General features: G+C 49.6%; 25 protein-coding genes and 1 tRNA gene. 13 read left to right on the top strand and 13 right to left on the bottom strand.

The window, feature by feature from the left end:
- Nucleotides 1-144 precede the first annotated feature (144 nt).
- Nucleotides 145-1,371: a multifunctional CCA addition/repair protein gene (locus tag KU854_RS21160; RefSeq protein ID WP_218360313.1), complete on the top strand. Its 1,227-nt coding sequence runs from the start codon at nt 145-147 to the stop codon at nt 1,369-1,371.
- 185 nt (nt 1,372-1,556) lie between these two features.
- Here the strand turns inward: KU854_RS21160 and KU854_RS21155 are convergent, their stop codons facing one another.
- Genes KU854_RS21155 through folB form a run of 3 tightly spaced genes read right to left on the bottom strand, consistent with a single transcriptional unit; the run spans nt 1,557 to nt 3,224 of the window.
- On the bottom strand, nt 1,557-2,360 hold the full coding sequence (locus tag KU854_RS21155) for an undecaprenyl-diphosphate phosphatase (protein ID WP_218360312.1): 804 nt from the start codon (nt 2,358-2,360) through the stop codon (nt 1,557-1,559).
- Nucleotides 2,361-2,382: 22 nt separating this feature from the next.
- Nucleotides 2,383-2,868: a 2-amino-4-hydroxy-6-hydroxymethyldihydropteridine diphosphokinase gene (gene folK, locus KU854_RS21150; protein ID WP_218360311.1), complete on the bottom strand. Its 486-nt coding sequence runs from the start codon at nt 2,866-2,868 to the stop codon at nt 2,383-2,385.
- Nucleotides 2,865-3,224, bottom strand: a complete 360-nt coding sequence (folB, locus tag KU854_RS21145; RefSeq protein ID WP_218360310.1) for a bifunctional dihydroneopterin aldolase/7,8-dihydroneopterin epimerase — start codon at nt 3,222-3,224, stop codon at nt 2,865-2,867. The genes folK and folB overlap by 4 nt, the downstream gene beginning before the upstream one ends.
- A 207-nt stretch (nt 3,225-3,431) precedes the next feature.
- Between folB and plsY the strand changes: the two genes are divergently transcribed.
- Nucleotides 3,432-4,073, top strand: coding sequence for a glycerol-3-phosphate 1-O-acyltransferase PlsY (gene plsY / locus KU854_RS21140; RefSeq protein WP_218360309.1), 642 nt, complete (start codon nt 3,432-3,434; stop codon nt 4,071-4,073).
- Nucleotides 4,074-4,154: 81 nt separating this feature from the next.
- On the opposite strand, the gene tsaD is transcribed toward plsY, so the two are convergent.
- A complete protein-coding gene (gene tsaD / locus KU854_RS21135) occupies nt 4,155-5,174 on the bottom strand; it encodes a tRNA (adenosine(37)-N6)-threonylcarbamoyltransferase complex transferase subunit TsaD (RefSeq protein WP_218360308.1) in 1,020 nt (339 codons plus the stop codon).
- A 208-nt stretch (nt 5,175-5,382) separates the two neighbouring features.
- On the opposite strand from tsaD, the gene rpsU reads away from it, so the two are divergent.
- From rpsU to KU854_RS21105, 6 genes are all read left to right on the top strand, one after another.
- Nucleotides 5,383-5,598 (top strand): 30S ribosomal protein S21, encoded by a 216-nt coding sequence (gene rpsU / locus KU854_RS21130; RefSeq protein ID WP_002537656.1) that lies wholly within the window; start codon nt 5,383-5,385, stop codon nt 5,596-5,598.
- Between the two features lie 24 nt (nt 5,599-5,622).
- Nucleotides 5,623-6,066, top strand: coding sequence for a GatB/YqeY domain-containing protein (locus KU854_RS21125; RefSeq protein ID WP_054780214.1), 444 nt, complete (start codon nt 5,623-5,625; stop codon nt 6,064-6,066).
- A 122-nt stretch (nt 6,067-6,188) separates the two neighbouring features.
- A complete protein-coding gene (gene dnaG, locus KU854_RS21120) occupies nt 6,189-7,940 on the top strand; it encodes a DNA primase (RefSeq protein ID WP_218360307.1) in 1,752 nt (583 codons plus the stop codon).
- Nucleotides 7,941-8,033: 93 nt separating this feature from the next.
- Nucleotides 8,034-9,878, top strand: coding sequence for an RNA polymerase sigma factor RpoD (gene rpoD, locus KU854_RS21115; protein ID WP_218360306.1), 1,845 nt, complete (start codon nt 8,034-8,036; stop codon nt 9,876-9,878).
- A gap of 152 nt (nt 9,879-10,030) precedes the next feature.
- Nucleotides 10,031-10,106 (top strand) — tRNA-Ile (locus KU854_RS21110).
- 234 nt (nt 10,107-10,340) lie between these two features.
- Entirely contained in the window at nt 10,341-11,123 is a 783-nt protein-coding gene (locus KU854_RS21105; protein WP_218360305.1) for a restriction endonuclease, read from the top strand.
- A 57-nt stretch (nt 11,124-11,180) separates the two neighbouring features.
- On the opposite strand, the gene KU854_RS21100 is transcribed toward KU854_RS21105, so the two are convergent.
- Nucleotides 11,181-12,107 carry a sce7725 family protein gene (locus tag KU854_RS21100; protein WP_218360304.1) on the bottom strand — a complete coding sequence of 309 codons (927 nt, stop codon included), beginning with the start codon at nt 12,105-12,107 and terminating at the stop codon, nt 11,181-11,183.
- Nucleotides 12,073-12,960, bottom strand: coding sequence for a sce7726 family protein (locus KU854_RS21095; protein ID WP_218360303.1), 888 nt, complete (start codon nt 12,958-12,960; stop codon nt 12,073-12,075). Before KU854_RS21095 ends, KU854_RS21100 begins: the two co-directional genes overlap by 35 nt.
- A gap of 490 nt (nt 12,961-13,450) precedes the next feature.
- On the opposite strand from KU854_RS21095, the gene KU854_RS21090 reads away from it, so the two are divergent.
- Together KU854_RS21090 and KU854_RS21085 are read left to right on the top strand one after the other, a co-directional pair.
- Nucleotides 13,451-15,076, top strand: coding sequence for a methyl-accepting chemotaxis protein (locus tag KU854_RS21090; RefSeq protein WP_218360302.1), 1,626 nt, complete (start codon nt 13,451-13,453; stop codon nt 15,074-15,076).
- A gap of 251 nt (nt 15,077-15,327) precedes the next feature.
- Nucleotides 15,328-15,675, top strand: a complete 348-nt coding sequence (locus KU854_RS21085) for a hypothetical protein (protein WP_218360301.1) — start codon at nt 15,328-15,330, stop codon at nt 15,673-15,675.
- A 68-nt stretch (nt 15,676-15,743) separates the two neighbouring features.
- Here the strand turns inward: KU854_RS21085 and KU854_RS21080 are convergent, their stop codons facing one another.
- The 3 genes from KU854_RS21080 to cspE all read right to left on the bottom strand — a co-directional run bounded on the left by KU854_RS21080 (nt 15,744) and on the right by cspE (nt 18,451).
- On the bottom strand, nt 15,744-17,288 hold the full coding sequence (locus KU854_RS21080; RefSeq protein WP_218360342.1) for a glycosyl hydrolase family 18 protein: 1,545 nt from the start codon (nt 17,286-17,288) through the stop codon (nt 15,744-15,746).
- Between the two features lie 478 nt (nt 17,289-17,766).
- A complete protein-coding gene (locus KU854_RS21075; RefSeq protein WP_255555671.1) occupies nt 17,767-17,973 on the bottom strand; it encodes a hypothetical protein in 207 nt (68 codons plus the stop codon).
- Between the two features lie 265 nt (nt 17,974-18,238).
- Nucleotides 18,239-18,451 carry a transcription antiterminator/RNA stability regulator CspE gene (gene cspE / locus KU854_RS21070; RefSeq protein WP_054780207.1) on the bottom strand — a complete coding sequence of 71 codons (213 nt, stop codon included), beginning with the start codon at nt 18,449-18,451 and terminating at the stop codon, nt 18,239-18,241.
- Nucleotides 18,452-18,735: 284 nt separating this feature from the next.
- Between cspE and KU854_RS21065 the strand changes: the two genes are divergently transcribed.
- Nucleotides 18,736-19,356, top strand: coding sequence for a 3'-5' exonuclease (locus tag KU854_RS21065; protein ID WP_218360300.1), 621 nt, complete (start codon nt 18,736-18,738; stop codon nt 19,354-19,356).
- Between the two features lie 33 nt (nt 19,357-19,389).
- Here KU854_RS21065 and KU854_RS21060 read toward each other — a convergent pair whose 3' ends face one another.
- The 4 genes from KU854_RS21060 to KU854_RS21045 form a co-directional block, all read right to left on the bottom strand.
- Nucleotides 19,390-20,964: a GMC family oxidoreductase gene (locus KU854_RS21060; RefSeq protein ID WP_218360299.1), complete on the bottom strand. Its 1,575-nt coding sequence runs from the start codon at nt 20,962-20,964 to the stop codon at nt 19,390-19,392.
- Entirely contained in the window at nt 20,961-21,503 is a 543-nt protein-coding gene (locus KU854_RS21055; RefSeq protein ID WP_218360298.1) for a hypothetical protein, read from the bottom strand. Before KU854_RS21055 ends, KU854_RS21060 begins: the two co-directional genes overlap by 4 nt.
- 47 nt (nt 21,504-21,550) lie before the next feature.
- Nucleotides 21,551-21,946 (bottom strand): VOC family protein, encoded by a 396-nt coding sequence (locus tag KU854_RS21050; protein WP_218360297.1) that lies wholly within the window; start codon nt 21,944-21,946, stop codon nt 21,551-21,553.
- Nucleotides 21,947-22,056: 110 nt separating this feature from the next.
- Nucleotides 22,057-22,386 carry a ribbon-helix-helix domain-containing protein gene (locus tag KU854_RS21045; protein ID WP_054779565.1) on the bottom strand — a complete coding sequence of 110 codons (330 nt, stop codon included), beginning with the start codon at nt 22,384-22,386 and terminating at the stop codon, nt 22,057-22,059.
- A gap of 299 nt (nt 22,387-22,685) precedes the next feature.
- Between KU854_RS21045 and KU854_RS21040 the strand changes: the two genes are divergently transcribed.
- Together KU854_RS21040 and pykF are read left to right on the top strand one after the other, a co-directional pair.
- Nucleotides 22,686-23,579 carry a sensor domain-containing diguanylate cyclase gene (locus KU854_RS21040; RefSeq protein WP_218360296.1) on the top strand — a complete coding sequence of 298 codons (894 nt, stop codon included), beginning with the start codon at nt 22,686-22,688 and terminating at the stop codon, nt 23,577-23,579.
- 783 nt (nt 23,580-24,362) lie between these two features.
- Nucleotides 24,363-25,775, top strand: a complete 1,413-nt coding sequence (pykF, locus tag KU854_RS21035) for a pyruvate kinase PykF (RefSeq protein ID WP_218360295.1) — start codon at nt 24,363-24,365, stop codon at nt 25,773-25,775.
- The last annotated feature ends 161 nt before the right edge of the window (nt 25,776-25,936 follow it).

The following is a 25,936-nucleotide window of genomic DNA, read 5'->3' as shown; positions in this document are numbered from 1 at the left end:
AGACACTCGTTGAGACCGCGGATTCAGGGACAGGTTCGCAGCTTCAGCACACCTTGCACCTGGTTGCACCCTTTGTGCCCACCTGCATCTTGGCGATGTTTCGATTAAGATAATCCTATTATTGCTTAGACTCCGGATATTAATGTGAAAACCTACCTTGTCGGTGGCGCAGTACGAGACAATTTGCTGGGCCTCAAAGTGACAGACAGAGACTGGGTTGTTGTCGGTGCAGACATCAACACCATGCTGAATGCGGGCTACCAGCAAGTCGGCGCAGACTTTCCGGTCTTCCTTCACCCTAAAACCCACGAAGAATATGCGCTTGCCCGCACCGAACGGAAATCCGGCCAGGGCTACACCGGCTTTGTGTGTGATTTCACTCCGGACGTGACGCTGGAAGAGGATCTGCTGCGTCGTGACCTCACCATCAATGCGATTGCGCAGGCGGAAGACGGAACCCTGGTTGACCCTTACGGTGGTCAGCAGGATCTGGAAGCACGCCTGCTTCGCCATGTTTCGCCAGCGTTTGTCGAAGACCCGCTTCGAGTGCTGCGGGTTGCCCGCTTTGCCGCAAGGTTCCATCATCTAGGATTTAAGGTAGCAGACGAAACCCTTTCCCTGATGCGCGAGATTGTTGAAAGCAGCGAGCTGGAAGCACTGACGGCAGAACGTGTCTGGAAAGAGTGGGAGAAGTCGCTTTCTTGCGCGCACCCTGAAGTGTTCTTGAGTGTGCTTCGTGACTGCGGTGCCCTGGCCGTGGTGCTACCGGAAATCGACGCGCTGTTCGGCGTACCACAGCCCGAGCAGTGGCACCCGGAAATTGATACCGGCATCCACACCTTGATGGTCGCCAAACAGGCAGCAGCCCTGACTGATGATGATGTGATCCGATTTGCCGCCCAGGTGCATGATTTGGGCAAAGGGCTGACACCGAAAGAAGAGTGGCCAAGCCACAAGCTACATACCAAGCTAGGGTTAAAGCCTATCAAAGCCCTGTGTGAGCGTATCCGCGTCCCCAATGCATACCGTGATGCCGCGCTGCTGGTCTGCGCTGAACACACCAATGTGCACAATGCCGGAGAGTTGAAAGCAGCCACCTTCGTTAAAATTTTTGACCGTAACGATTGCTGGCGGAAACCGGAAAAGATCCCGCAACTGGCGATTGCCAGTCAGGCCGATCATCAGGGCCGCACAGGTTTCGAAAACCGCGACTACCCGCAGGCCACCCTGCTGACCGGTGCTTTTGAAGCAGCAAGCCAAGTGGATGTAAAACCGATTGTGGCATCAGGCCTGAAGGGCCCTGCAATTAGGGATGAGCTGACAAGGCAGAGAATTGAAGCGGTGAAGGGCTTTCTCGCTAACGCAAGGTAGATAAGAGATAAGAGATAAGAGATAAGAGATAAGAGATAAGAGATAAGAGATAAGAGATAAGAGATAAGAGATAAGAGATAAGAGATAAGAGCAGGATTTTGAACAAACTCCCCAGACCGCAAAACGCGCTGAGGAGTTAGCTCTTTCTTATATCTGCTCTTATCTCGCGTCTCACAACTACGTTGTTAACGCGTCGCCAAAAACACCGCCAAGCCGAGGCCTAGCGCGATACGGTAAATCACGAAGGGCAGCATGCCCACACGGGTCAGCAGTTTCAGGAACCAGTGAATACACGCATACGCACTCACAAAAGAAACCACCACGCCAGTCAGGATTGGCGCCCACATTACCGGGGTGTCACTTTGAACCAGACCCAGACCCAGATAAGAGCCCGCCAGCACGATGATAGGAATCGACATCAGGAAAGAGAAACGCGCCGCGGCTTCACGGGTGTAACCCAGGTACAACGCCATGGTCATGGTTGCGCCTGAGCGTGATGTGCCCGGGATCATTGCCAGCGCCTGTGCAATACCAATCCACAACGCCATTTTCGGCGTGGTCTTGTATTCATCAAACTCGCACTTGGCTTTTACATCCACCCACCACAGCAGCAGGCCGAAGATAATACAGGTTGCAGCAATGACCCATGCTGAACGCAGGTACACCTCGATGATGTCTTTCATGAACAAGCCAAACAGACACGCAGGAATGGTCGCCAGGGCAATCATCCATGCCAGAGAGGCATCAGCAGAGCGCTCGCCTTTGAAAATAGAGCGGAAGAACGCACCCAGCAGATCTGTCACTTCTTTGCGGAAATAACCGACGACTGCCATCAAGGTACCAACGTGAACGGCCACATCAAAGGCCAGCCCCTGATCCTGCCAGCCCAGGATTTCAGACGGGAGAATCAGGTGCGCAGAGCTTGAGACCGGAAGGAATTCCGTCAATCCCTGAATCAAAGCCAGCGCAAAGGCTTCAAACATACTCATAGTTATCAATCACTTTTAGTTATTAAACGGGGAGATCGGCGATAGGCCAAAGGGGTTGTGGTTCAGTGAATGCATCCCATGCCTGCTGATAGGTTTGCGTATCACCCGGAATCACCTGATCAGGGCAAAGCTCTGCCAGCGGCCAAAGGGTAAAAGCAAACTTATAGACATCCTTGCGCGGCAGGGTCGGGCCCGACGCCTGCGCCAAATCACCAAAGGTGAGCAAATCGATATCCAGCGTGCGATCGCGGTATTTTACCGCATTCCGTTCGCGGCCCCAGCGGGATTCAATCTCCCTCAGCGCCGCCATGATGCCTTCAAGGCTCAGTTCGGTGTGCAGTTCGACCACAAGGTTATAAAAATTCGGGCCTTCAAAGCCAACAGGTTCAGCTTCAAATATGCGGGAGCAACGGCAATTGGGATCGAGTTCTCTTAGCGCAGCAATTCCTTCTGCAATGTGGCGCTCACGCTCGATGTTTGAGCCCACACTTACCAGTACCTGTGTCACTTTGCGCCCCGCTCGATCACCACACCCACAGTGCGTGCTTGCGGCACTGCACCCGGTTTGCTCACTTTCACGCGAACCCAAGGCACAGAGAATTGGGACTGGATAAGCGCGGCAATCTCTTCCGCTACCCGCTCAACCAAAAGGAATCGGCCATTTTCGACCAGATTGATAATCGCACCACTTACCGCAGCATAATCCAGCGCATAAGCCACATCATCGCTTGTCGCTGCAGGCTTGTTGTCATGCGCCATTTCGATATCAAACACCAGCTTTTGTTTGATCTGCTGTTCCCAGTCATAGACACCGATGGTGGTCACGACTTCAAGCTGCTCAATAAATACTAAATCCATGTTCACTCAAAAAATTCAGAGGTCGGATACCCATTATGCGCAAAAGCACGTAACATCGTTCAATCAGCACCGTGTCCCTTGAGTCCCGCTTTTGCGGCCATCGACACGCGCTGTATCTACACAATATCCCTAAAAAAATGGATACTTTGTGTCTGGTGCGCGAACTATAGCAAGTTCTCGCCGCCCTAGCGAATGTTCAACGTGGATGACGACATGACGGCACTTGGCCTCCTGATGATTGTGCTTGCCTACCTACTGGGTTCTATTTCCAGTGCGGTGCTGATCTGTCGTCTCTATGGCCTGCCAGACCCACGCGAACAAGGCTCTGGCAACCCGGGCGCCACCAATGTGTTCCGCCTTGGCGGACGCCTCGCTGCCGCTCTAGTCCTGCTGTGCGACATGCTAAAAGGCACCATTCCCGTTTGGGCAAGCTACCTGATGGGCATCAACCCTTTTATGCTCGGCCTGATTGGTATTGCGGCCTGCCTGGGACATATTTACCCAATATTCTTTCATTTTCGTGGCGGTAAAGGCGTTGCTACCGCATTGGGTGCGATTGCGCCTATCGGATTAGACCTTACGGGAATGATGTTAGGCACATGGATCGCCACGGTCATGCTGACCGGCTACTCCTCAGTGGGTGCCATTCTCGCATCCCTGTTCGCTCCGCTTTTCACCTGGCTGGTCAAACCCCAGTTCACCATGCCTGTTGCCATGCTCTCCTGTCTTATCATTTTCCGTCATCAGGAAAACATTAAGCGCCTTATCAAAGGCGATGAGCAAAAGATCTGGAATAAAAAGAAGAAACTGACGGAAAGGGAAGAGCAAGAAGGAAGAGCAGGACCTAGGTCCTAGGGTCCTAGGGTCCTTGAAGACAATACTCCCAACATAGAAAAACAAAAAGCGGCGCTGAAAATCAGTCCCCGCTTTTCGCCCTTACCCCTCAACAGGCTTGAGCGTATCAATCGGCCAACGCGGGAAAGCTTTCACACCCAAGTCGTTATGCTCACCGTTTTTCAGGCGCTGCATACCAGCGAATGCGATCATGGCACCGTTATCGGTACAAAATTCAGTGCGTGGGTAGTAAACCTCGCCGCCAATGTTTTTCGCCAGCTCTTCCAGCTTGGCACGCAGATGACGGTTGGCACTTACGCCCCCCGCGATAACAATACGCTTCATACCGCACTGTTTCAGAGCGCGCTTACACTTGATCACCAGCGTGTCCACCACCGCATCTTCAAATGCGCGGGCAATGTCTGCACGGGTTTGTTCATCGTTGCCATGCGCCGCAATGGTATTGGCTGTGAAGGTTTTCAGGCCAGAGAAGCTCATATCAAGGCCTGGCACTGTGGTCATCGGGCGCGGGAAGGTAAAGCGGGAGCTGTCACCTTTTTCTGCCAGTCTAGACAACAGTGGGCCGCCCGGGTAGTCGAGCCCCATCAGCTTAGCGGTTTTATCAAACGCCTCACCGGCAGCATCGTCAATCGACTCACCAAGGATCTGGTATTCACCGATACCTTTGACTTCCACCAGCATGGTGTGACCACCGGAAACCAGCACCGCAATAAATGGAAATGGTGGCGGGTTATCTTCCAGCATCGGCGCCAGCAGGTGACCTTCCATATGGTGAACGGCGACAGCTGGAATATTCCAGGCATACGCCAGACTGCGGCCAATCGTTGCGCCGACCAACAGCGCGCCCACCAGACCTGGGCCTGCGGTATATGCCACGCCATCCAAATCTTTCGGAGTCAGACCCGCTTCTTCCAGTGCAGCTTTAACCAGCGGAATCGTCTTCTTTACGTGATCACGAGAAGCCAGTTCAGGGACAACGCCACCGTAATCGGCATGCAGCTTCACCTGACTGTATAACTGATGTGCCAACAGACCTTTTTCATCATCATAAATCGCAACGCCAGTCTCGTCGCACGACGTCTCGATGCCCAGAATTCGCATAACACCTCAGCTCTCTTGGATCCCAGATCGATCCGCTATCGATCTGCCAATTTCTAAAACAGGCGGCAATATTACATGGGCGTGATCAAATTCACCAGTTATGCTTTACAAGCACCCCTGTATCGGATTAGAATTCCGCACCATTTTTAATCAAAGCTGGTCATTTTGTCACCAGCGTTAACTAGATAACCCCTGAGGTGAAAGGCACATGCCAGTAGTTAAAGTACGTGAAAACGAACCATTCGACGTAGCACTGCGTCGCTTCAAGCGCTCTTGTGAAAAAGCAGGTATCCTTTCTGAAGTTCGCCGTCGTGAGCACTTCGAAAAGCCGACTACCGTTCGCAAACGCGCTAAAGCAGCTGCAGTTAAACGCCACCTGAAAAAGCTGGCTCGCGAAAACGCACGTCGCGTTCGCCTGTACTAATTACGATTAATACAGGATTGCGAGATGGAATTGCTTGAACGTCTTAAAGGCGAACAGATAGCGGCGATGAAGGCGAAGGACAAACCTCGTCTTGGTGCCATCCGTTTGATCATGGCTGCAGTTAAACAGCAAGAAGTTGACGGTCAGAAAACTCTGAACGATGACGAAGTGCTGGCAGTGATGACAAAAATGGTTAAACAGCGTCGTGATTCCGTCGCGCAATATCAAGCAGCAGGCCGTGATGACCTGGCTGACGTGGAACTGGCTGAAATCGCCGTTTTGGAAGAGTTCATGCCAAAGCCACTCAGCGACGAGGAAGTTGATGCTCTGGTTAAAGAAGCCATCGCAACTTCTGGAGCAGGCTCCATGCAAGACATGGGTAAAGTCATGGCCGTCCTGAAACCTCTGGTTCAGGGCCGTGCTGACATGGGTAAAATCGGCCAGTTGGTTAAGGCCAACCTGTCCTAAATTTTATCCAACCTGCAAACAAGCCGTGCTTTCCATTTTTGGAGTGCGCGGCTTGTTCGTATTTGTGCGCTAGCAAATACTTATTCATATCGCTTCACCCAATTACCAGATAAATAAAGGTTATGGCAGGAAAAATCCCACGCTCATTCATTGATGACCTACTGGCCCGACTGGACATTGTCGAGCTGATAGACGCGCGGGTGAAACTTAAGAAGCAAGGCAAAAATTACGGTGCTTGCTGCCCTTTCCATAACGAAAAAACCCCCTCTTTCTCCGTCAGTCAGGAAAAGCAGTTCTATCACTGTTTCGGTTGTGGTGCCCACGGCAACGCCATCGACTTTGTGATGGAGTTTGATCGCCTCGAGTTTGTCGAAGCGATTGAAGAGCTAGCCTCCCAGCTGGGTCTTGATGTACCGCGAGAGCAAAGTGGCGGCGCCCCGAAAGGGCCCTATGCCCGCAGCGATCAAAAGCGCGACCTGTATCAGATGATGGGGCAAATCGCCCAGTTTTATCAGTCAGGGCTTCGCAGCGACGCAGGGAAAGTCGCGATTGACTACCTCAAAGGCCGCGGCCTTTCCGGTGAAATCGTGCAGAAATTTGGTATTGGTTACGTCGCTGACGAATGGGATCAGGTGCGTACACGTTTCGGACGTGATAACGCCAGCCAGCAGGCGCTGGTATCAACCGGCATGCTGATTGAAAACGACAACGGACGCCGTTACGACCGCTTCCGTGGCCGTGTCATGTTCCCCATTCGTGACCGTCGTGGTCGTGTGATTGGCTTTGGTGGCCGTGTCCTTGGCGACGGCACCCCAAAATACCTCAACTCACCGGAAACCCCCATATTCCATAAAGGGCGTGAGCTTTATGCCCTGTATGAAGTGCTCCAGGCACACCGGGAACCCAAACAACTTCTGGTGGTTGAAGGCTATATGGACGTCGTGGCGCTGGCGCAATTTGGTGTTGACTACGCCGTTGCATCACTTGGCACCTCGACCACCGCCGATCATATCCAGACATTGTTCCGCCAGACATCCAGTGTCATTTGCTGTTACGACGGCGACCGCGCTGGACGCGACGCGGCATGGCGCGCAATGGAGCAAGCTCTGCCACACTTAGTGGATGGCCGTCAGCTGAAATTTATGTTCCTGCCAGACGGAGAAGACCCAGATTCCATGGTGCGCAAAGAAGGCAAAGAAGGCTTTGAGGCCCGCCTTGCCAGCGCCATGTCCCTGTCAGAGTTTTTATTTAACACTTTGATGGAACAGGTCGACACCAGCAGCCATGAAGGCAAAGCCAAGCTGACCACACTCGCCGTGCCACTTATCGACAAAGTGCCCGGCGGCACACTTCGCCTCTACCTGCGTAACATTTTGGGGCAGAAGCTCGGTCTACCTGATGAACAGCAGCTCGAAAAGCTCATCAGCAAGCAAGGACAGACGCAATCGCGCCAGCCCCTGCCTGAAATGAAACGCACACCCATGCGTGAAGTGATCACCCTGCTGTTGCAAAACCCGGGATTTGTCGAAAATGTGCCCCCGCTCGATGGCATGGAAGAGCTGGGTATTCCCGGCTTAAAATTATTCACCACCATGCTTGAAATTTGCCGTAGCCGTCCCAATATCACGACAGGACAACTGCTCGAACATTGGCGAGGCACCGAGCAAGAAGCATTGTTAGCCAAATTGGCCGGATGGGAACTCCCCATCAATGAAGACAATGCGTTAGATGTATTTTTAGACTCACTGGACAAGATTCTGGGCCAGTGCGTCCAACAACAAATAGCCAAGTTGCAAGCTAAATCAAATACCGTCGGCTTATCAGCCGAAGAGAAGCGGGAATTGCAGTTGTTAATCCTCAACCGCCCCGATTAGAAACTAGCCAGCATACTTGCAATTTGCTAAAATTGGCAGTTTGCGTTTCCGCATACTAAATTCTTCACTCAGACCCGAAGTTGGATATCGTCTATGGATCAAAATCCGCAGTCACAGCTAAAGTTGCTTGTCGCAAAAGGTAAGGAACAAGGCTATCTAACCTATGCAGAAGTAAATGACCACCTACCGGAAGACATTGTCGATTCTGATCAGATAGAAGACATTATTCAGATGATCAACGACATGGGTATTCAGGTAGTGGAAACCGCGCCTGATGCCGATGAGCTCATGATGTCTGAAACTGTGGCTGACGAAGATGCCGTCGAAGCCGCAGCAGCAGCGCTTTCCAGTGTCGAATCTGAAATAGGTCGTACAACTGACCCAGTGCGTATGTACATGCGCGAAATGGGTACAGTAGAACTGCTTACCCGCGAAGGCGAAATCGATATCGCCAAACGCATCGAAGATGGTATCAACCAGGTACAGGTTTCCGTAGCGGAATACCCGGGTTCAATCTCCTACCTGCTGGACCAATTCGACAAAGTTGAAGCCGAAGAGCTTCGCCTGACTGACATCATTTCTGGCTTTGTAGACCCAAGCCAGGACGACATCGCACCTACCGCCACTCACATCGGCTCAGAGCTTAGCGAAGAGCAGCTGGACGATGAAGACGACATGGATGACGATGATGACGATGACGAAGACGGTGATAGCGACGACGACGCAGGTATCGACCCAGAGCTAGCGCGTGAGAAATTCACCGAGCTGCGTTTGGCTTATGAAGGCATGCAAGCTTGCATCCAGAAAAACGGTCGCTTCCACGAAGAAACCGCCACTGCAGTTGGCGAGTTGTCTGAAGTGTTCAAGCAATTCCGTCTGGTACCAAAACAGTTTGACCGCTTGGTTAACGAAATGCGCGACACCATGGATCGCGTTCGTACCCAAGAGCGTCTGGTAATGCGCCTTTGCGTAGACCAAGCGAAAATGCCGAAGAAAACCTTCGTACAGCTGTTCAGTGGCAATGAGTCTTCTGACAACTGGCTGGATGCTGCGCTGGCAACTGAAAAGCCATACGTAGATCGCCTGAAGCAATATGAAGAAGATCTGCGCCGCTGCGTACAGAAGCTGAAAATCATCGAAGATGAAACCGGCCTGTCTGTAGAGCGTATCAAAGACATCAGCCGTCGCATGTCAATCGGTGAAGCGAAAGCACGCCGTGCGAAGAAAGAAATGGTTGAAGCGAACTTGCGTCTGGTTATTTCTATCGCGAAGAAATACACCAACCGTGGCCTTCAATTCCTGGACCTGATCCAGGAAGGTAACATCGGTCTGATGAAAGCGGTAGACAAGTTCGAATACCGTCGCGGTTACAAGTTCTCGACTTACGCAACATGGTGGATCCGTCAGGCAATCACCCGTTCAATCGCAGACCAGGCGCGTACAATCCGTATCCCTGTTCACATGATTGAAACCATCAACAAACTGAACCGTATCTCTCGTCAGATGCTTCAGGAGATGGGTCGTGAGCCACTGCCAGAAGAATTGGCAGAGCGCATGCAAATGCCAGAAGACAAGATCCGCAAAGTGCTGAAGATCGCCAAAGAGCCAATCTCCATGGAAACCCCAATCGGTGACGATGAAGATTCACATCTGGGCGACTTTATCGAGGATACCACCCTCGAGCTGCCAATGGATTCCGCGACCATGAACAACCTCAAGATGGCAACCAGCGAAGTATTGGCTGGTCTGACGCCACGTGAGGCAAAAGTTCTGCGTATGCGTTTCGGTATCGACATGAACACCGACCACACGCTGGAAGAAGTAGGCAAACAGTTTGACGTTACCCGTGAACGTATTCGTCAGATTGAAGCGAAAGCACTGCGTAAACTGCGTCACCCAAGCCGCTCAGAAGTTCTGCGCAGCTTCCTGGACGAATAATCCTGACGTAAGTTGGCGAAAAATGAGAAGGCGAGCACAGCTCGCCTTTTTCATATCCAAGAATTGGTTTAAGTGATTAAAAACCATACCGTTCGCACTGCCCTTGTGTCTGGACACCCCCGCCCTCAACCCTTATAATCAACCGCCTACACGGCCCCTTAGCTCAGTGGTTAGAGCAGTCGACTCATAATCGATTGGTCCCCAGTTCAAGTCTGGGAGGGGCCACCAGATTTAAAGGCCTGAGAGGTTCATAACCACTCAGGCTTTTTACTTTTCTGCTTCTGTGTAGCATATATGTAGCAAATTTTTGCCACATCGGACACACGTTATAGCAGTTCCCAAGAAATCCCTTCTCCGTTTCACCGCTTTCTGAAACCCACATCGAATACACCGCACATCAATATACCGAACATCTGCAAGCTGTGATTAATTAGCCATATCGCGTATCGATGAGCTGATGAGATGCAAAAGCAAAACGAACACCTGCTTACGCAGCTAACAGATGCCCCATGGTGGGTGAGTGTTGTGCTATCAGGCGTTATCTATACAACGCTTACGTATTTAGTCCCTTACTTCCTTAGTGACGCCTCTATCGTCTTTCAAGGGCTCGCGAACGGCTTGAATAACGCCGCCATTTATCTCGCCCTCATTTTTCTAATCCCTGCACCGCTTTCACTGTTGAAGCGCCAAATCGCTAAAAAGCGCCTCTCCCAAACGGCCACGTTTGAGCACTTACAGAAATTGCACTGGTTGGATTTTGAGGCGTTAGTAGGTGAGTACTACAGACAAAAGGGATTCAACGTTTCCCAATGCCTGAATCATGCGCCCGATGGCGGCGTAGATATTGCGCTTCGCAAAAACGGTGAGTTGCACCTTGTCCAATGTAAGCACTGGAAAGCGAGAAAGGTTGGCGTGAAGGTATTGCGAGAACTCTACGGCGTCATGCTAGATCGCCAAGCCGATAGGATGATTGTTGTCACCTCTGGTGACTTTACCGCGGACGCCATCAATTTTGCTGACGCCAAACAGTTCGAACTCATCAACGGTGATCAACTACTCGCCATCGTTGGCGAAATCAAACCGAAAACACAAAGCAAAACGGCACAAGACATTCAACCGCCTACCTGCCCCCGTTGCAAATCCGCACTGGTGCTGCGAACCGCCAAGCAAGGCATTCACATCGGCAAATCATTCTATGGGTGCTCTAACTTTCCCAAGTGCAGACATATAGAAAATACCTTTTAGACAGGCACTTACCAGTTCGTGCTTGATAAAGTGCCTATGGCTACTTTTAAGTGGCTACTAAGGCAGTTTTGACAACGTTTCGAGATGATGCATTATTGAGTTCTCCTTCACTGGTCCCAAATTTGGGAAGTGTCGACGTGAATGCAAATCTAGGAATGCCTGAAAACCAACAGTGCCTTGATCAATCGCTGGCGTTTTAGTGGCATAAGTAACCAATGTATCAAGTGCTTCCAAAAACTTCTTAGCAGTATTAGTCGTAGTACCACTATCTACTTTAGAAACACAATGCTTTATAAGCATCTTGTGACCACTATTTGGCTCGATGTACGTTATATGCAGTGCTACAGCGCGTGCCGGGCCTCCATTTTCTGAAAACTCTTCACCAACAATCAGGAAATCACCAAATCCAATAGAGTTCGATTGCGTTGAATAGGTTAAGTGGGCGTCAGAAAAGTTATAGGGAAGCTCGGAAAAGTCTGCGTTTCTCGCAGCGGGTTCAAATGAGTCTGCTACTTTCACTAACCTTTGAGTTTGGGTCTGGAATTGCTGGCTTAAATTTGGAGTAGACCGAACTACATTGACATCTGCTTTAGAGGTAATGGGTAAGACATTGCTTGTTGGCTCATCTCTGAAATAGGTGGCAAAAGCAGTTCCTCCCTCTGTAAATTGTCCGGTAAGCGCTGATGCAGTATGGAAGTTCTTTTGGCTAAAAGCTATGCACGGAAGGAAGTCAATTTCCTTGCCTTTTAGTTCCAAAAACAAATCGAGATTGTCACTACCGCTGAAGTCGCCGACTAGCGGGTTTATTATCACAAGGGGAGTGACTGATATCGCATTCAGAGTTTTTATTGCTGTAACCAATTCACCATGATTTACTTTTACTGGTTCGATAATTGGTCTGATCTTTAGATTGTTTAGCTTAGGGGAAGTTTTGCGGAGAGCAGCAAGCTCATGGCGCTTGCCTCTCAAAAACGGGAAATACATGCTCGTCTCCTTTACCTGCTGATGCATTATGCATAACCGAGCATAAAAGACGATTTTTCTCGTGTCTGCTAAGTTGGTAACTAATGCCAACATTTTTCAGAGACTTAGGCAATAACTCAACAAAAGTGCGATCGTTGCCACGATATTTTTTCAGGCTGTCCTTGAATAACTCTCTAGCAACACTAGCGGATAAAGACCTGTAAGCGTTCTTGCAAAAGTCATAAACCTCTGTGTTTGGCATGTCAGGGATCTCGCCTCTGACCTGCTTAGCAATGTATAAGTATTCAGCTTTTCTCAGTGTTTCGAACGTCGCTGCGAAGTCAAATGTAGAACTAATTGGTGCTTCTACTAGTGTCTTAAGTTGCCGTCTTTTTGTGAACTCAATCACACCAAATCCCCCGATTTCTTTCTGTATACTCAATACATTATCAAGGTGGGATTCATGCGTAACTACATACGTTTTATCGTAGGCATTTAAGTACGATGATAATTGCTCTCTAAACCTCGAAAGAGTATCATATTCGGTTTTTATCTCGTAGCAAGTCGAATAACCATTTATAACGACACAATCAGCAATATTATTACCTGTCCTGAGCTCACTCATCATTGCGGTAGTATTTAACGAATGCCGTCCAAGCAGAATTTTGTTTGCTATCTCGTTCTTAAACACATACTCGTTTCTGTAATGGCGCAGAAGGAGACGGTAAGCCTCATCGTAGAAATCGCTTACGTGCGTCAATGAAGAGAGCTCCTTGAATTCAGTCGCAACTCGACGGAATAACTCAAGGTCACCCGCTACAGATTTTTTTATCTCTGAGCTATTAAATAGCTTCGCTAACAATCGATAATTCATAATATTTTTATAACACAGCTTTTAAAATCCAGCTCAGAAGTCCATCACAGCGGGAAGAATCCTAGGTGCTAATTTGAATCGTTTCAACAGTAAACCAGCAAAATACAGTTATTCACAGAACTCCAAGTAAAAGAACATCTGTCCCTAGGACAGATGCCACTCGTTGGTTCGGGTGATAATGGTTTTGCCACCCGAAGAGATGCCTTTCTGTACCTTTAAAAGCTCCTCTTCGCTATACATAGACGTTTTCACAACGCCTGTTGCCGTATCAACGGCGAGTTCAAAGTGCGGCACGATGGCTGTTCAGTGCGTTTACATAACATGCCGCCCACGCATCTACACTCACCGCCGCGCATTTTGGGTCTTCACCATCCCCCTCAAAAAGCTCTTCCAAATCCACAGCTAAAAACCTCTCATAATTTAGGCATGTCTTATGTTTGGTACCTACACTTAGAGAGAACCCACAGATAACTGAAGCGGCAGATTTTTAATGAAAAACTTGAGTATTAAAGGTGCCGTAATTGGCATTCTTACTGCAGCTATTGCAATCCTTACGTTGATTTCGGTCACTACCATTTTGTCTTTGCGAAACGATCTGCAGGAATACGACTTTGTCGTGAACACAGAAATTCGTTCCGCACAGATCGCAGACAAAATGAACATTGAGTTCAAGCGACAAGTACAAGAGTGGAAAAACGTGCTGATCCGCGGGAGCGATGACAAACAAAGAGAAAAGTACTGGGGCAAGTTCCAGGGACAAGAAGGGAAAATCCAAGCCCTGGGCCAAGAACTGTTGCCACTTTTGGAAGGTCGGCCACAGCTTAAATCCCAAGCCACGGAGTTTTTAGCCTCCCACAAACAAATGGGCACAGCCTATCGAGCCGGTTTTAACGACTTTGTTGACGCAAACTACAGCCATACCGCAGGTGACAAAGCGGTCAGTGGAATTGACCGCGAGCCATCCTCGCGCCTTGACGAACTGTCTAATGAGTTGACCGAATCTGCTGCTGCGCACGGAAAAATCCTTCAGGCTACCGCTCGTGATTTGGTGCAGATATCCATACTATCTGTGGTAGGGATCAGCATCATTTTACTGGCGCTCGCTTATGTACTTATCGTTAAGTTCATTACCCGGCCGCTGGAGGCCACAAGTAAAGAGTTGGATATTATTGCAAGTGGTGACCTTACCAGTACGCCCTCTGCAGTTGGCTTGGGTGAAATAGGCACAATCAATGCGTCCGCAGCCAAGCTTCATAAGCAATTGGCGATACTCATTGGCGGCCTGCAACAATCCGCCAATGAACTCTCCAATGCTTCGAATCAGTTGAACCAGAACTCTCAGCAACAGTCGAATTCTGCAAACACCCAGAAACAACAGACGGAGCAGGCATCCACGGCGGTTGAGGAGCTTTCAAGTTCGGCGGCAGAAATTGCACGCAGTGCCAATGAAACCTCAGACAGCACCCAGCAGACGACCGAGTCTGCTGCAACGGGCGCCAGCCAAATGGAGGCGGTGAATGGTCTGATGAATCAACTTCGCAGTGATATAGAATCGGCCAGCACCGCTGTAGGGGATCTGTCTAAGCGTGTTGGGCGTGTTGATGAAGTGATGACGGTAATCAGCGGTATTGCCGAACAAACGAACCTGCTCGCACTGAATGCTGCGATTGAAGCTGCCCGCGCAGGTGAACAAGGCCGTGGTTTTGCGGTGGTGGCAGATGAAGTCAGGGCGTTGGCACAAAAAACCCAGGAATCAACGTCTGAGATAGCAGAGGTTCTGACCGGTTTACGCCAGGGCTCTGAATCCACCGTTCAGGCGATGCAGAACGGGCAAAACAAAACGGATGAGGTGGTAAGTAACATCAGTGAAGTGGCAGAGCGATGGCAGCAACTTGCCAGTGCCATTAATGATATCGCTACCCTGAATGCAACCGTAGCGGCGACGGCGAATGAACAGACTTCTGTCTCTCAGGAGATCGCTTCATTGATTTCCAATCTACACACTGCCGCGCAATCCCTTCAGGAACAGGCGGCAGACAGCGCTCAATCAAGCTCAACGCTCGATTCACTCGCCAAACAGCTGCGCGACCAGATAATTGTTTTCAAACTCGCCTAGCCAGACCGGGGCAGTTGCTAGCGGTGTTCACCGTTCGCAGCTTGCCCCTGTTCAAGCTTTAAGTGGTTTAACTGAAGGCCATCCCCCTTTGGCTGAAAAATGCTCCGCGTCATCACGCATTTAAATCCCGCCCCTTTCATAACTCACATTATGACTTTCGATCACATCGACAATAGCCAACCCTCGCTATACTCGGATAGTGGAAAAGCCCTAGTATGACTAAAGGCTTATTAAAATTATGGGTATTGACTATGTTAGACAGGCTCGACTATCTACAAAACTTGCTTCCCAGTGATGAGCGGAACAGGGTGGTTCCTATCTATATGTTTGTCACTGATGATGGACTGCCGGTGATCCTGCGGGTAAACATGGGGTATGCAAATCCGGATCTTCCGGTTTGTTTGGTGTCGTTTGATATCGACCCACTCGCCACGTCCATTCATTGTACGTTTCAGTACCCGACGGAAGATGTCACGAAAAAAATATATGGCACCCTGACGGGCAACAGTTTCTTGGTGGGCACAACAGAAATTAATAGTTGGTCAACGCTGGAAGATATCGTTGCCTGCTGGCTGAAAGAGCCAGAAATGGTGTTTTAAGAAACAAAGATTACCGTTAAAGAACCAATCACAACAAAGGGGCATTCAGCCCCTTTGTTCTGTCTGGGTTATATCGCGACCCAAGGCCCGTATTTCCCCCCAGGCTCATTATTTTGCGTCCACCATTGCGCCTCGTACAGCACACCATTAAAAGTGGCACGATCTCCTGCGTGGTAAATTTTATCGGCTGACCAACTGCCATTGGGGGATAAATCGACTTTCATCCATGGGCCGTACATCGAGCCGGGAACGTTGTTTTGTGTCCACCATTTGGCTTGATAAAGGTCACCGTTAAAAACCACTTTGTCGCCTGTCAGATAGACAGTATCGGCCTGCCACACCTCTGCATCTGGCAGGGCATTCATGTCAGTATTGCCGACCCCAATGTTCATCGCATTGAGTAAGTCACCGTTATCCTGCCCATATTCCCACGAGAATAACCCGGCAAGACCCCGGCTCAAGGCAAGCTCACCTTTTGCGACCACATCTGCTGGGTGATCAAAGCCGATAAATGCGGCATCTGTTGCGCGCCACGCATAGTGACACTGGCAATCCTTGTCATAGACGATCTCAAACCCGTTGATGCCTTTACCGTCCGGACCTAAGACTTCATTCACCAGACGGGAGTAAACCGCTATCCCCGCTTCATCCCATACATTGACAGGTTTGGGAAACAAGCCGCTGGCATTGCCACCAATAGGGGAACCACCTGGGCTGAGCACCACACCGTCCCAGCCTTTGGCATATTTTGCGACGCCCAGTACCAGTTTGTCGGCGGGTAGCCCGGCTGCCAACGCATTTTCAATACCGTTCTCTGCACCATAGCCATAACCGTTAGCCAGGTTTTCGCTGTGGGCACTGATGGCAGTGTGATGGCCGATATTGGTACTCGACCAACCGCCAAAGAAGTCATAGGTCATAAGAAAAACAAGATCTATCGCTGACTCAGCCCGTTTGTAATTCACCTTGTTGATATAGTAAGCCGTGCTGGGAATCGCGGTGGTCACCAGATATTCACGCCCAGTTTCCTGACCCAACTTTTTGAGCGCGACATCCAGATCAATCATCAAATCAACATAGGCTTCCCCTTCTACCGGGTCTTTTGGGAATTCCCAGTCAATATCCACGCCATCAAATGCCGGGTTTGCTTTCAGGTAGGTCACCATGTTTTCAACAAAGAACTGCCGGTTTGTGCTGTCCATAGCCATGGGCGCGAAAGGGCCATCACCGTTCCAGCCACCAACAGAAGGCAGAATTTTCAAGTGCGGATACTGGGCTTTCAGCGCCGAGAATGATGCAGCAAAAGCTTTGTCTACAGTGCGTTCATTTTCAGCCAGTGAAAAATCTGGCTTATCTGCACAGGTGGCTTCGTGACCTGCCCGTTGTCCCGGGCCACAGATATCCAAAAAGGCATAAAGGATGTGGGTTAAGTTGTTGCCATTAATATTCTTCACCGCACTGGGCTCTGACCAGTTAGCGACATACGTGGCGACAACTTTGCCACTGCTTTGTTGATATTCACCATGTTTTCCAGTGAATAAATCTGTTTCTCCTGCGTTTGCCGCAGAGGCAACAAGCCCGGCGGACAACAGCAATCCCATTGTCGTTTTCATTTTAGCTCCCTGTAATCGAAAAACGTCTGTGTTCTGGGTGTTTATCAAAACCCACAGAGCCACGCAGTAAGGCGATTCGGTTTATGGGGGAGCACGTTGACTATCAATGCACAATAGATTTATCACTTACGTGATTAGGCGATCTGGTGCATTTTTGTACAGCCCATGTCAACCATGTCCGTAACAAATGCAGTGACGTTCTCTTGGGACGAACAGGTATCGATACGTGGGGGGAAAATGACGGAAAGTAAAGAGGGTTCGCTGTCTAAAAGACGCAGATTGAGGAGTGTGACAGGTTACAAATCAAACTGCCTGGTAAGTGCTTGCTCTTGAAGTATATCTTCGATGCGTCGGCGGATGTGGTGTGGTGAGGTTTTACCCGGTTTAGTCTTAACGATTTTACGGTAATCTTTTAACTGGCGGGGAGAAAGGTATTCTATAGTTTTCACTCCTATCAAGGGCTTATCACAGGAAATGGTTAATAAACGGTAAAGTCACCCACAAGCTTTCCTGTTGATTCCAGTATTTTTCCTGATCCGGTTTTATCACAATATTCGAAATCAAGGAGATAACTGGTTGATGTAATTCTTGGTAATATATGCCTTTTTAATACATCGCTATTCAATTGATGTATTTCGGCTCGCCAGCCAATATTTTCTTGCTCAAGGTGAAAGTCAATTCTCATTATTATTACTCTTTATTATTATTTTCTTATCGCGACATAGTTGATACCAATGTCGTTGTCGACCAGTTCTACGGGACATGGTTTTCCTTATTGTTTTTAATAAACTCCAGGGCTATTTAAATTAGCTTAATTCTGAGCGTTTATTTTTTATGGGCACAGAAACACCTGCACTGTGATAGCGCATTCATTGTATTTTTGGGTATAAGAGTATTTCCGAAGGGAAGTATCAGCGCGATCAGGCAGTAACCGCGCTGCTGCGATGCAATTAGATCGCAGTTACATTCGTTGCTTGTAGACCTTTTTGGCCTTCTTCAACATCGTAACGAACTTTTTGACCTTCAGCCAAAGTTTTGAAACCTTCAGAAACGATTGCACGGAAATGCACGAATACATCTTTACCGCCGTTATCTTGAGTAATAAAGCCAAAACCTTTAGTTTCGTCAAACCATTTTACCAGACCAGTCATTTTACCAGACATAGAGACCTCTATTTTGAGTTTTAAATTAAATATATTAAGGCTGTTACGGAAAGCTATTGAATGGTAGATGAAGCAGAAGTTGGCGCAGGGGTTTAACGAAGAATTTCGAGAAGTCGCTGAGATGGAACTTAAACTAAATGTAGCATTAACAACTCTTTCTTAAGAGCCGTGCTTTACTATACAGGGGATTAATTAAATAGCGAGGTTTTTTTCGTTTTTCGGCAATTTCATTTTGATCGTATACTCCCACTCCTCTACTTTTATCTCGCTTTGGAAGCCTACCTATGTCATCAACATCTGCCAATACCGTCGTCGTGCTCGACTTCGAAACCACAGGTTTGTCCCCTAACATGGGCGACAGGGCGATTGAGATTGGCGCTGTCAAACTGGTTGACGGCGTGGTGGTAGATACCTTTCAGGCATTGATGAATCCCGGCTTTCGCGTCAGCAGCTTTATTGAAGGCTACACAGGCATTACCAACAACATGCTTCGCACCGCGCCAAATTGTGAAACGGTAATGGCTGAATTTGCTGACTTTATCAGTGGCTTCAATCTGGTCGCGCACAACGCCTCATTCGATAAGCGTTTTCTGGATGCCGAACTTGAATTTGCCGGTGCCGGTTATCACGGCCAGTTTGCCTGTTCGATGCTGATTGCCCGTCGCCTGATCCAGGATGCACCGACCCACAAGCTCGGCGATCTGGTGCGGTATAAACAGATAGAGAATGACGGCGTATTCCACCGTGCTCTGGCAGATGCGGAAATGACCGCAAAGCTCTGGCTGTTGATGATCTCTGAACTGGCCGGGCAGCGAGGCATTCAGCCAAGCTTTACCCTGATGCAGAAAATCAGCAAAGCCAACAAACATGCGTTAGATAAAGTGTTGAGCGGTATTCATCGGTAAAAAAGAACCCGGCCAGCGCCGGATTCAATGCCTTTAAATTGCCCGCTTATTCATCTGATCGGCAATGTAATCAGCCTGTCGGATCGCCAGGGCGACAATGGTCAGAGTCGGGTTTTCCGCCGCACCGGTGGTAAACACACTGCCATCTGAGACAAACAGGTTGTCGATATCATGGCTTTGTCCCCAGCGGTTCACCACCCCATCCTGCGCCTTGGCACTCATGCGGTTGGTACCCAGGTTGTGGGTTGAAGGGTATGGCACCACTTCATGGGTTTTCACCGCACCCACGGCCTCATAAATCGCCTTACCCTGTTGATAGGCGTGGTTACGCATGGCGATATCGTTGGGATGATCATCGTAATGCACATTCGGCACCGGTAAGCCGTACTGGTCTTTCACATTGGTATTTAGGGTAATGCGGTTGCTATCACGGGGCATATCCTCGCCCACAATCCACATACCGGCCATATTTTCATAGCCTTCCATATCTTTGGCGAAATCCTCTCCCCACGCGCCGGGGCGCAGGAATGCAGCCATAAATGGCAAGCCAAGCGATAGGGTTTCCAGCTCATAGCCGCCAACAAATCCACGCGAGGGATCGTGGCGCGCTTCATCCTGCACAATGCCTGCCATGGTCGTGCCCCGGTACATGTTTACCGGTTTTTCAAATTCACCATAGACGGAGCCGGTGACGTGGCGCATGTAGTTACGCCCGACCTGACCGGAGCTGTTGGCAAGGCCATCCGGGTACATGTTCGATGCAGAGTTCAGCAAAATACGGGGGCTTTCAATGGAGTTTCCTGCCACACAGACAATGCGTGCCTTTTGATGTTGCTGGTTGCCATCACCGTCGACATAGAGCACACCGTCTACTTTCCCTGATGCGTCATGGGTGATTTTCAGCACATGGCTGTTTGGCCGAAGCTCGAAATGGCCAGTGGCTTCAGCTTTGGGGATTTCTGTGTACAGTGTCGACCACTTTGCCCCCATACGGCAGCCCTGAAAGCAAAATCCGAGCTGCTGACAGGCAGCGCGTCCATCCCGGGGCTGGGAGTTAATCGCCATCCGGCCGGTATGCACTTTCTGGTAACCCAACTTGCCCGCCCCAGCCTGCAACACTTTAAAGTTGTTGTTACCGGGCAGGCCGGGAATGTCGTGAGTGCGGGTAACCCCCATTTTGTCTTCCGCTTTATCGTAGTAAGGCGCAAGCTCAACCAAGGTGATTGGCCAATCTAACAGTTGAGCGTCTTTCACATCGCCGTACTCGGATTTGGCGCGAAACTCATGATCCTGAATACGAAGACTTGCCCCTGCCCAATGCAGCGTTGAGCCTCCTACCGTTTTACAAATCCAAGCCGGCAAGCCGGGGAAATCCCTGGCCACTTCCCAGCTTCCGGATGTCGTGCGGGGATCCAGCCAGGCTTCTTTGCCAAACATCTTCCACTCGTTGTTGACGAAATCCGTGCGAAAATCGAGACGGGAACCGGCTTCAAGACAAACCACATCCACGCCTTTTTGTGCCAGCTCGTTACTCAAGGTGCCGCCGCCTGCGCCGGACCCAATCACCACCACAACACTGTTGTCGTTCAAGTCATACTGCTTTGTCATGACGCTTCTCCCTTCCCTGTCTCCGGTAACCAGTCAATGTCGTTGAAACCGCGGTTGATGTAGCCCCCCTTGGGGAACGACGGGCCTTCATAACCAAATTGCGGCCAAAGACCGGGGTTGTCATACAAGGAGACCACCATGTCGCCACGCACCGCCTGAAAAAAAGGTTCTGTAGCCACCGCCTGAAGCAAGGCGGCCTGTTTTTCGGCTGGAGCACTTGCCCAGTCACCACCGGCTTGTTGGGTAAGCGTGGCCACGCCTTCAGTGATCGCCGCTTTCAGCGCCGGATCCTGCCCGGCTTTGGCGTCGATACTCTCTACGCAGCGGGCATAAAACAGGTCATCCAACATAGGATGCGGGTAAATGCTCCGGCTGATTTGAAGCAGCGCATTGGCCGTGTTGTCATCCAGCGTATTGACCGTCATCGCCCAGGTTTTTCCTGACAGGGAGATCCCTGCCGCCACATAGGCGTAGGCTGCCGTCGCTGTGATCGCGCCCATTTTCAGAATGGTTCGTCGGGTGTAGGTAGAGTTGTTCATCACGCATTCCTCGCTTTCCGGTATGTTCCGGCTTATTGATTTATTGCTTACTGAAAGCGTCCAAACCGCTCCAGAAACTCAATCTTGTATCCGTCGGGATCTGTCAGGAAAAAGAATCTCGCCATGGGCTTATCCTGATAGGTCATGGTTTTAAGATCTGTCGGGGAAAGCCCTGCATCTGTCAGCGACTGGTGTTTGGCAGCAATGTCATCGACACACACGGCAAGGTGCCCATAGCCGGTGCCATGGGTATACGGGGTTTGCTGGTCGTGGTTGTGGGTCAGTTCCAGCTCAAAGTCATTGGCAGGATTTCGCAGGTAAATAAGCGAAAAACCATTGAGATCAAACCGCTCGGCAATATCGAGATCCAATGCCGTTTTATAGAATGGAATAGAAACATCAGGGTCAAGTACCCGGATCATGGAGTGGATAAGCTTAGTCATGGCTCTCTCCGAAATAATGAATCATGACATTCACTATAACGGGGAAGAAAAACGGCAGGTGGTATCATGCTACCGCATGTAAATTATTTGTTAATCCAGCTTTTGCAGGCTTAACGCAGTGACGCTTTCTGTTTGGCTTCACGCTCACAAAGCTCGGCGTTAGCCAAATCCAGCACGCCGTGCGGCTCACTGAGATATAGAATGCAGCTACACCGGAGCAGTGAAGCAAAATTGTTGACGTCCCCGTTAATATCAAGGGCTTCGTCATACAGCGTAGTCAGGAACTTGCCGGTGTTCATACCTTGGCTGGATGCAATATGATCAATAATCTGCCAGAACTTTCGTTCCAGCCTGACACTGGTAGAGTGTCCGCCGAGGCGGATAGAGCGGGATTGCATTTCATAGTTTGTACAATCCTGGCCTGCGAAGATGGTACACATGACATCTTAACCTTTGCGCAACATTCTTTCTGAGCTTATCGCACTCGGTATCACGGATATGTCCCGACAATGAGAAGGTTTCTGTCACCTCCAGGATTGCAGCCATGCGTTGTCTACAATTCCGTCCATTCATTCATCAAACCGATAAAGCTTCGCTGCGTTACTTTTACAAATGTAATACTGAGAGCCAATTAGACAAATTTTCACCGACTCAGTCACAAAAGATTGAAATGAATCGCAGTTTCCACCGCTGTAAGTGATAAATTTCACAATTATTTGACCAGACTCTTCCCCAGTTAATGCCGAATTTTAAAGACATACTTGATGTCCACCCTAACCCGTGCGTTATTCACATCAATTTTGTCCCTAAGTATGCCAATAACGCTTTTGCACGGTTTAGCGGTATGAACAGCGCAGAAGAAGTGTTGAGTCTGGAAACAATCAAGGTGCTGTTTGAGGAAGATCACTGGCCTGAAGCGCAACGCCGCTATGACTACGCCATTCAGACCGAATTACCAACACCCCCTCAGGTGATCAATCACATGGATCTTAAAGGCAATCCCATGATCGCAGAGATCACTGACAGGGTCATTGACTGGGAAGGCGAGAAAGCCATGTGCACTTTCGTCAGTGTGGTGACGGATCAGGTTCGCCGCGAACAGACCCTGAAAGACATCGCCAACCGCGACGATCTGACCAACCTCTACAACCGCCGTTATCTGATGGAGTTGTTCACTCAACGTCCCGCACATGAAACCCGTACCCGCTATCTGGCCATGGTCGATATCGACCACTTTAAGCGTATCAATGACACATTTGGTCATGCTGTGGGCGACCTTGTTCTGCGCCAATTCGCACGGGTGATTGAAGATGCCACTCACCCCGACGAGCAGGCTTTTCGCTTAGGCGGCGAAGAATTTGCGCTGCTGCTGTGGTCTGACGATCCGGCCATCCTGCACCAAAGAATGGAAGCACTGCGCGAGGCGGTTGAAAAGTGCCAAGTCAACGTCAGCTACGGTAACGGACAACCCAGGAAAGTACACTGCACCGTATCGATTGGCGCCACCCCCGTCGATGCCGGCGAAGATTTCCTTTCCGCCAGCCTCCGTGCAGATGAATCACTCTACACAGCAAAACGCAGCGGCAGAAATCAGGTAGTCCATTACGACATGGATACGCTTGGCATCAATTGAACTGCACCGCGGGTTTTGCTCGGTTCATCCATTCAGGTTTTACTTACACCCTAGAAAAGGGCCCGTGATTTCAAACCGGGGAAAACACCCCCAACAGCGCAGCGAAAGTCTTAGATAGTCGCGCCTTTTGAACCTAAAAATGGCTCAGCCATCAGCCTCGCCCACTCCCGAATTTCGCCACATTCTCACCAACCCGTTCCAACAAGCAGCGCAGCGGAAAAACCTGCATTGCACATTTCGAGACATAGCTCGACGAACGGGTGAAAACTTTTACAACTTTCACAAGACCTGTTTCGCCATGTCATTTTATTTCATGAAAAACCTTCGCCAAATGCGGGTATTTCGGCGCAAAACCCCCGCGCCAAACGGGAAGTTATCAAGGTTCAAGACTCTTTATCCTTTCGTTGCTGATTAGTGATCTGCTGCATTTTATGTGGTAAATTTACAGCCCTCTTGAGTGGGCATGCGATGTATCATTTGAGTGGAAGTTGGCATGAAGCTGGGAATAACCCTTTATCCATTGCCTGCGATCAAATTTCCGCCACTTAAAGTATGTATACTGTGTCCGCTTTCATGGATGAGTTGTGTTGTCCAAGCAATCCGCTGTTTGGACAACGCAATTAAGTTGTCATGAACCTGTATTAACGCTGTAAACGCAATCGGCAAAAATGCCATGTCATCACGCAGTAGCTTGTTGTTTTATTACATACATCAAGAACCTGGACATCGTGACTGCAGCGACAATTATCCCTTGGGTAAAAGTTCGACCGGAGAGAACCCTACATGAAAAAGACCAAAATCGTTTGTACGATTGGACCAAAAACTGAATCTGTTGAGATGCTGACCAAGCTGGCTGACGCTGGCATGAACGTAATGCGTCTGAACTTCTCACACGGTGACTTCGCTGAGCACGGTACGCGTATCGCAAACTGGCGTGAAGTGATGAAAAACACCGGCAAACAACTGGCTATCCTGCTGGATACCAAAGGTCCTGAAATCCGCACCATCAAACTGGAAGGCGGCAACGATGTGGCTCTGGTTGCTGGTCAAACTTTCACTTTCACTACCGACGCAACGGTTGTTGGTAACGCTGAGCGCGTAGCAGTAACTTACCCTGGTTTCGCGAAAGACCTGTCTGCAGGTAACACTATCCTGGTTGACGACGGTCTGATCGAGATGGAAGTTCTTGAGACAACTGAAACTGACGTTATCTGTAAGGTTCTGAACAACGGCGATCTGGGCGAAAACAAAGGTGTTAACCTGCCAGGCGTTTCTGTAAACCTGCCAGCACTGTCTGAAAAAGACAAAAAAGACCTGGTATTCGGTTGTGAGCAAGGCGTTGACTTCATCGCTGCATCTTTCATCCGTAAAGGTTCAGACGTTAAAGAAATCCGTGCTCTTCTGGCTGCAAACGGCGGCGAGAACATCCAAATCATCTCTAAAATTGAGAACCAGGAAGGCGTTGACAACTTCGACGAGATCCTTGACCTGTCTGACGGCATCATGGTTGCGCGTGGCGACCTAGGTGTTGAAATCCCAGCAGAAGAAGTTATCTTCGCTCAGAAGATGATGATCGAGAAATGTAACCGTGCACGTAAAGTTGTAATCACTGCAACTCAAATGCTGGATTCAATGATCAAAAACCCACGTCCAACTCGCGCAGAAGCGGGTGACGTTGCGAACGCAATCATGGACGGTACTGACGCAGTTATGCTGTCTGGTGAAACTGCGAAGGGTAAATACCCAGTAGAAGCAGTGACCATCATGGCACAAATCGCGAAGCGTACTGACTCTGTACTGAAAGCTGAGCTGGGTTCACGTCTGGACAGCCCACGTCTGCGTATCACTGAAGCAGTATGTAAAGGCGCGGTAGACACTGCAGAGAAACTGGGTGCTCCACTGATCGTTGTTGCGACTGAAGCAGGTAAATCTGCGCGTTCAGTACGTAAGTACTTCCCAACTGCAAACATCATCGCAGTTACCACCAACGAGAAAACTGCTGCGCAACTGTGCCTGAGCAAAGGTATCACGCCAGTGGTTGTTAACCAGTTCGAAAACACTGACGAGTTCTACCGTCGTGGTAAAGAAATCGCACTGGAATCTGGTCTGGGCGCGAAAGGCGACATCGTTGTTATGGTTTCAGGCGCACTGGTTGCTTCTGGTACTACTAACACTGCTTCTGTACACGTTCTGTAATCGACGTATAGCAAGCATGAAAAAAGGAGCCGATTGGCTAATGCCAGTCAGTTAAGCTGACTGGCTTTCTTTTTATTGGGGTATTTCTTTGCCTTAGGCTTCACGGCTCTCGGGTATATTCGATCTTCTCGCTTAATGGGCAACACATGATGTATCGCCTC

It is taken from the genome of Enterovibrio paralichthyis, from assembly GCF_019209835.1.
Classification (GTDB): domain Bacteria; phylum Pseudomonadota; class Gammaproteobacteria; order Enterobacterales; family Vibrionaceae; genus Enterovibrio; species Enterovibrio paralichthyis.
Note: the sequence above shows the minus strand (reverse complement) of the source record. Positions and strands in the feature narration are given on the sequence as shown.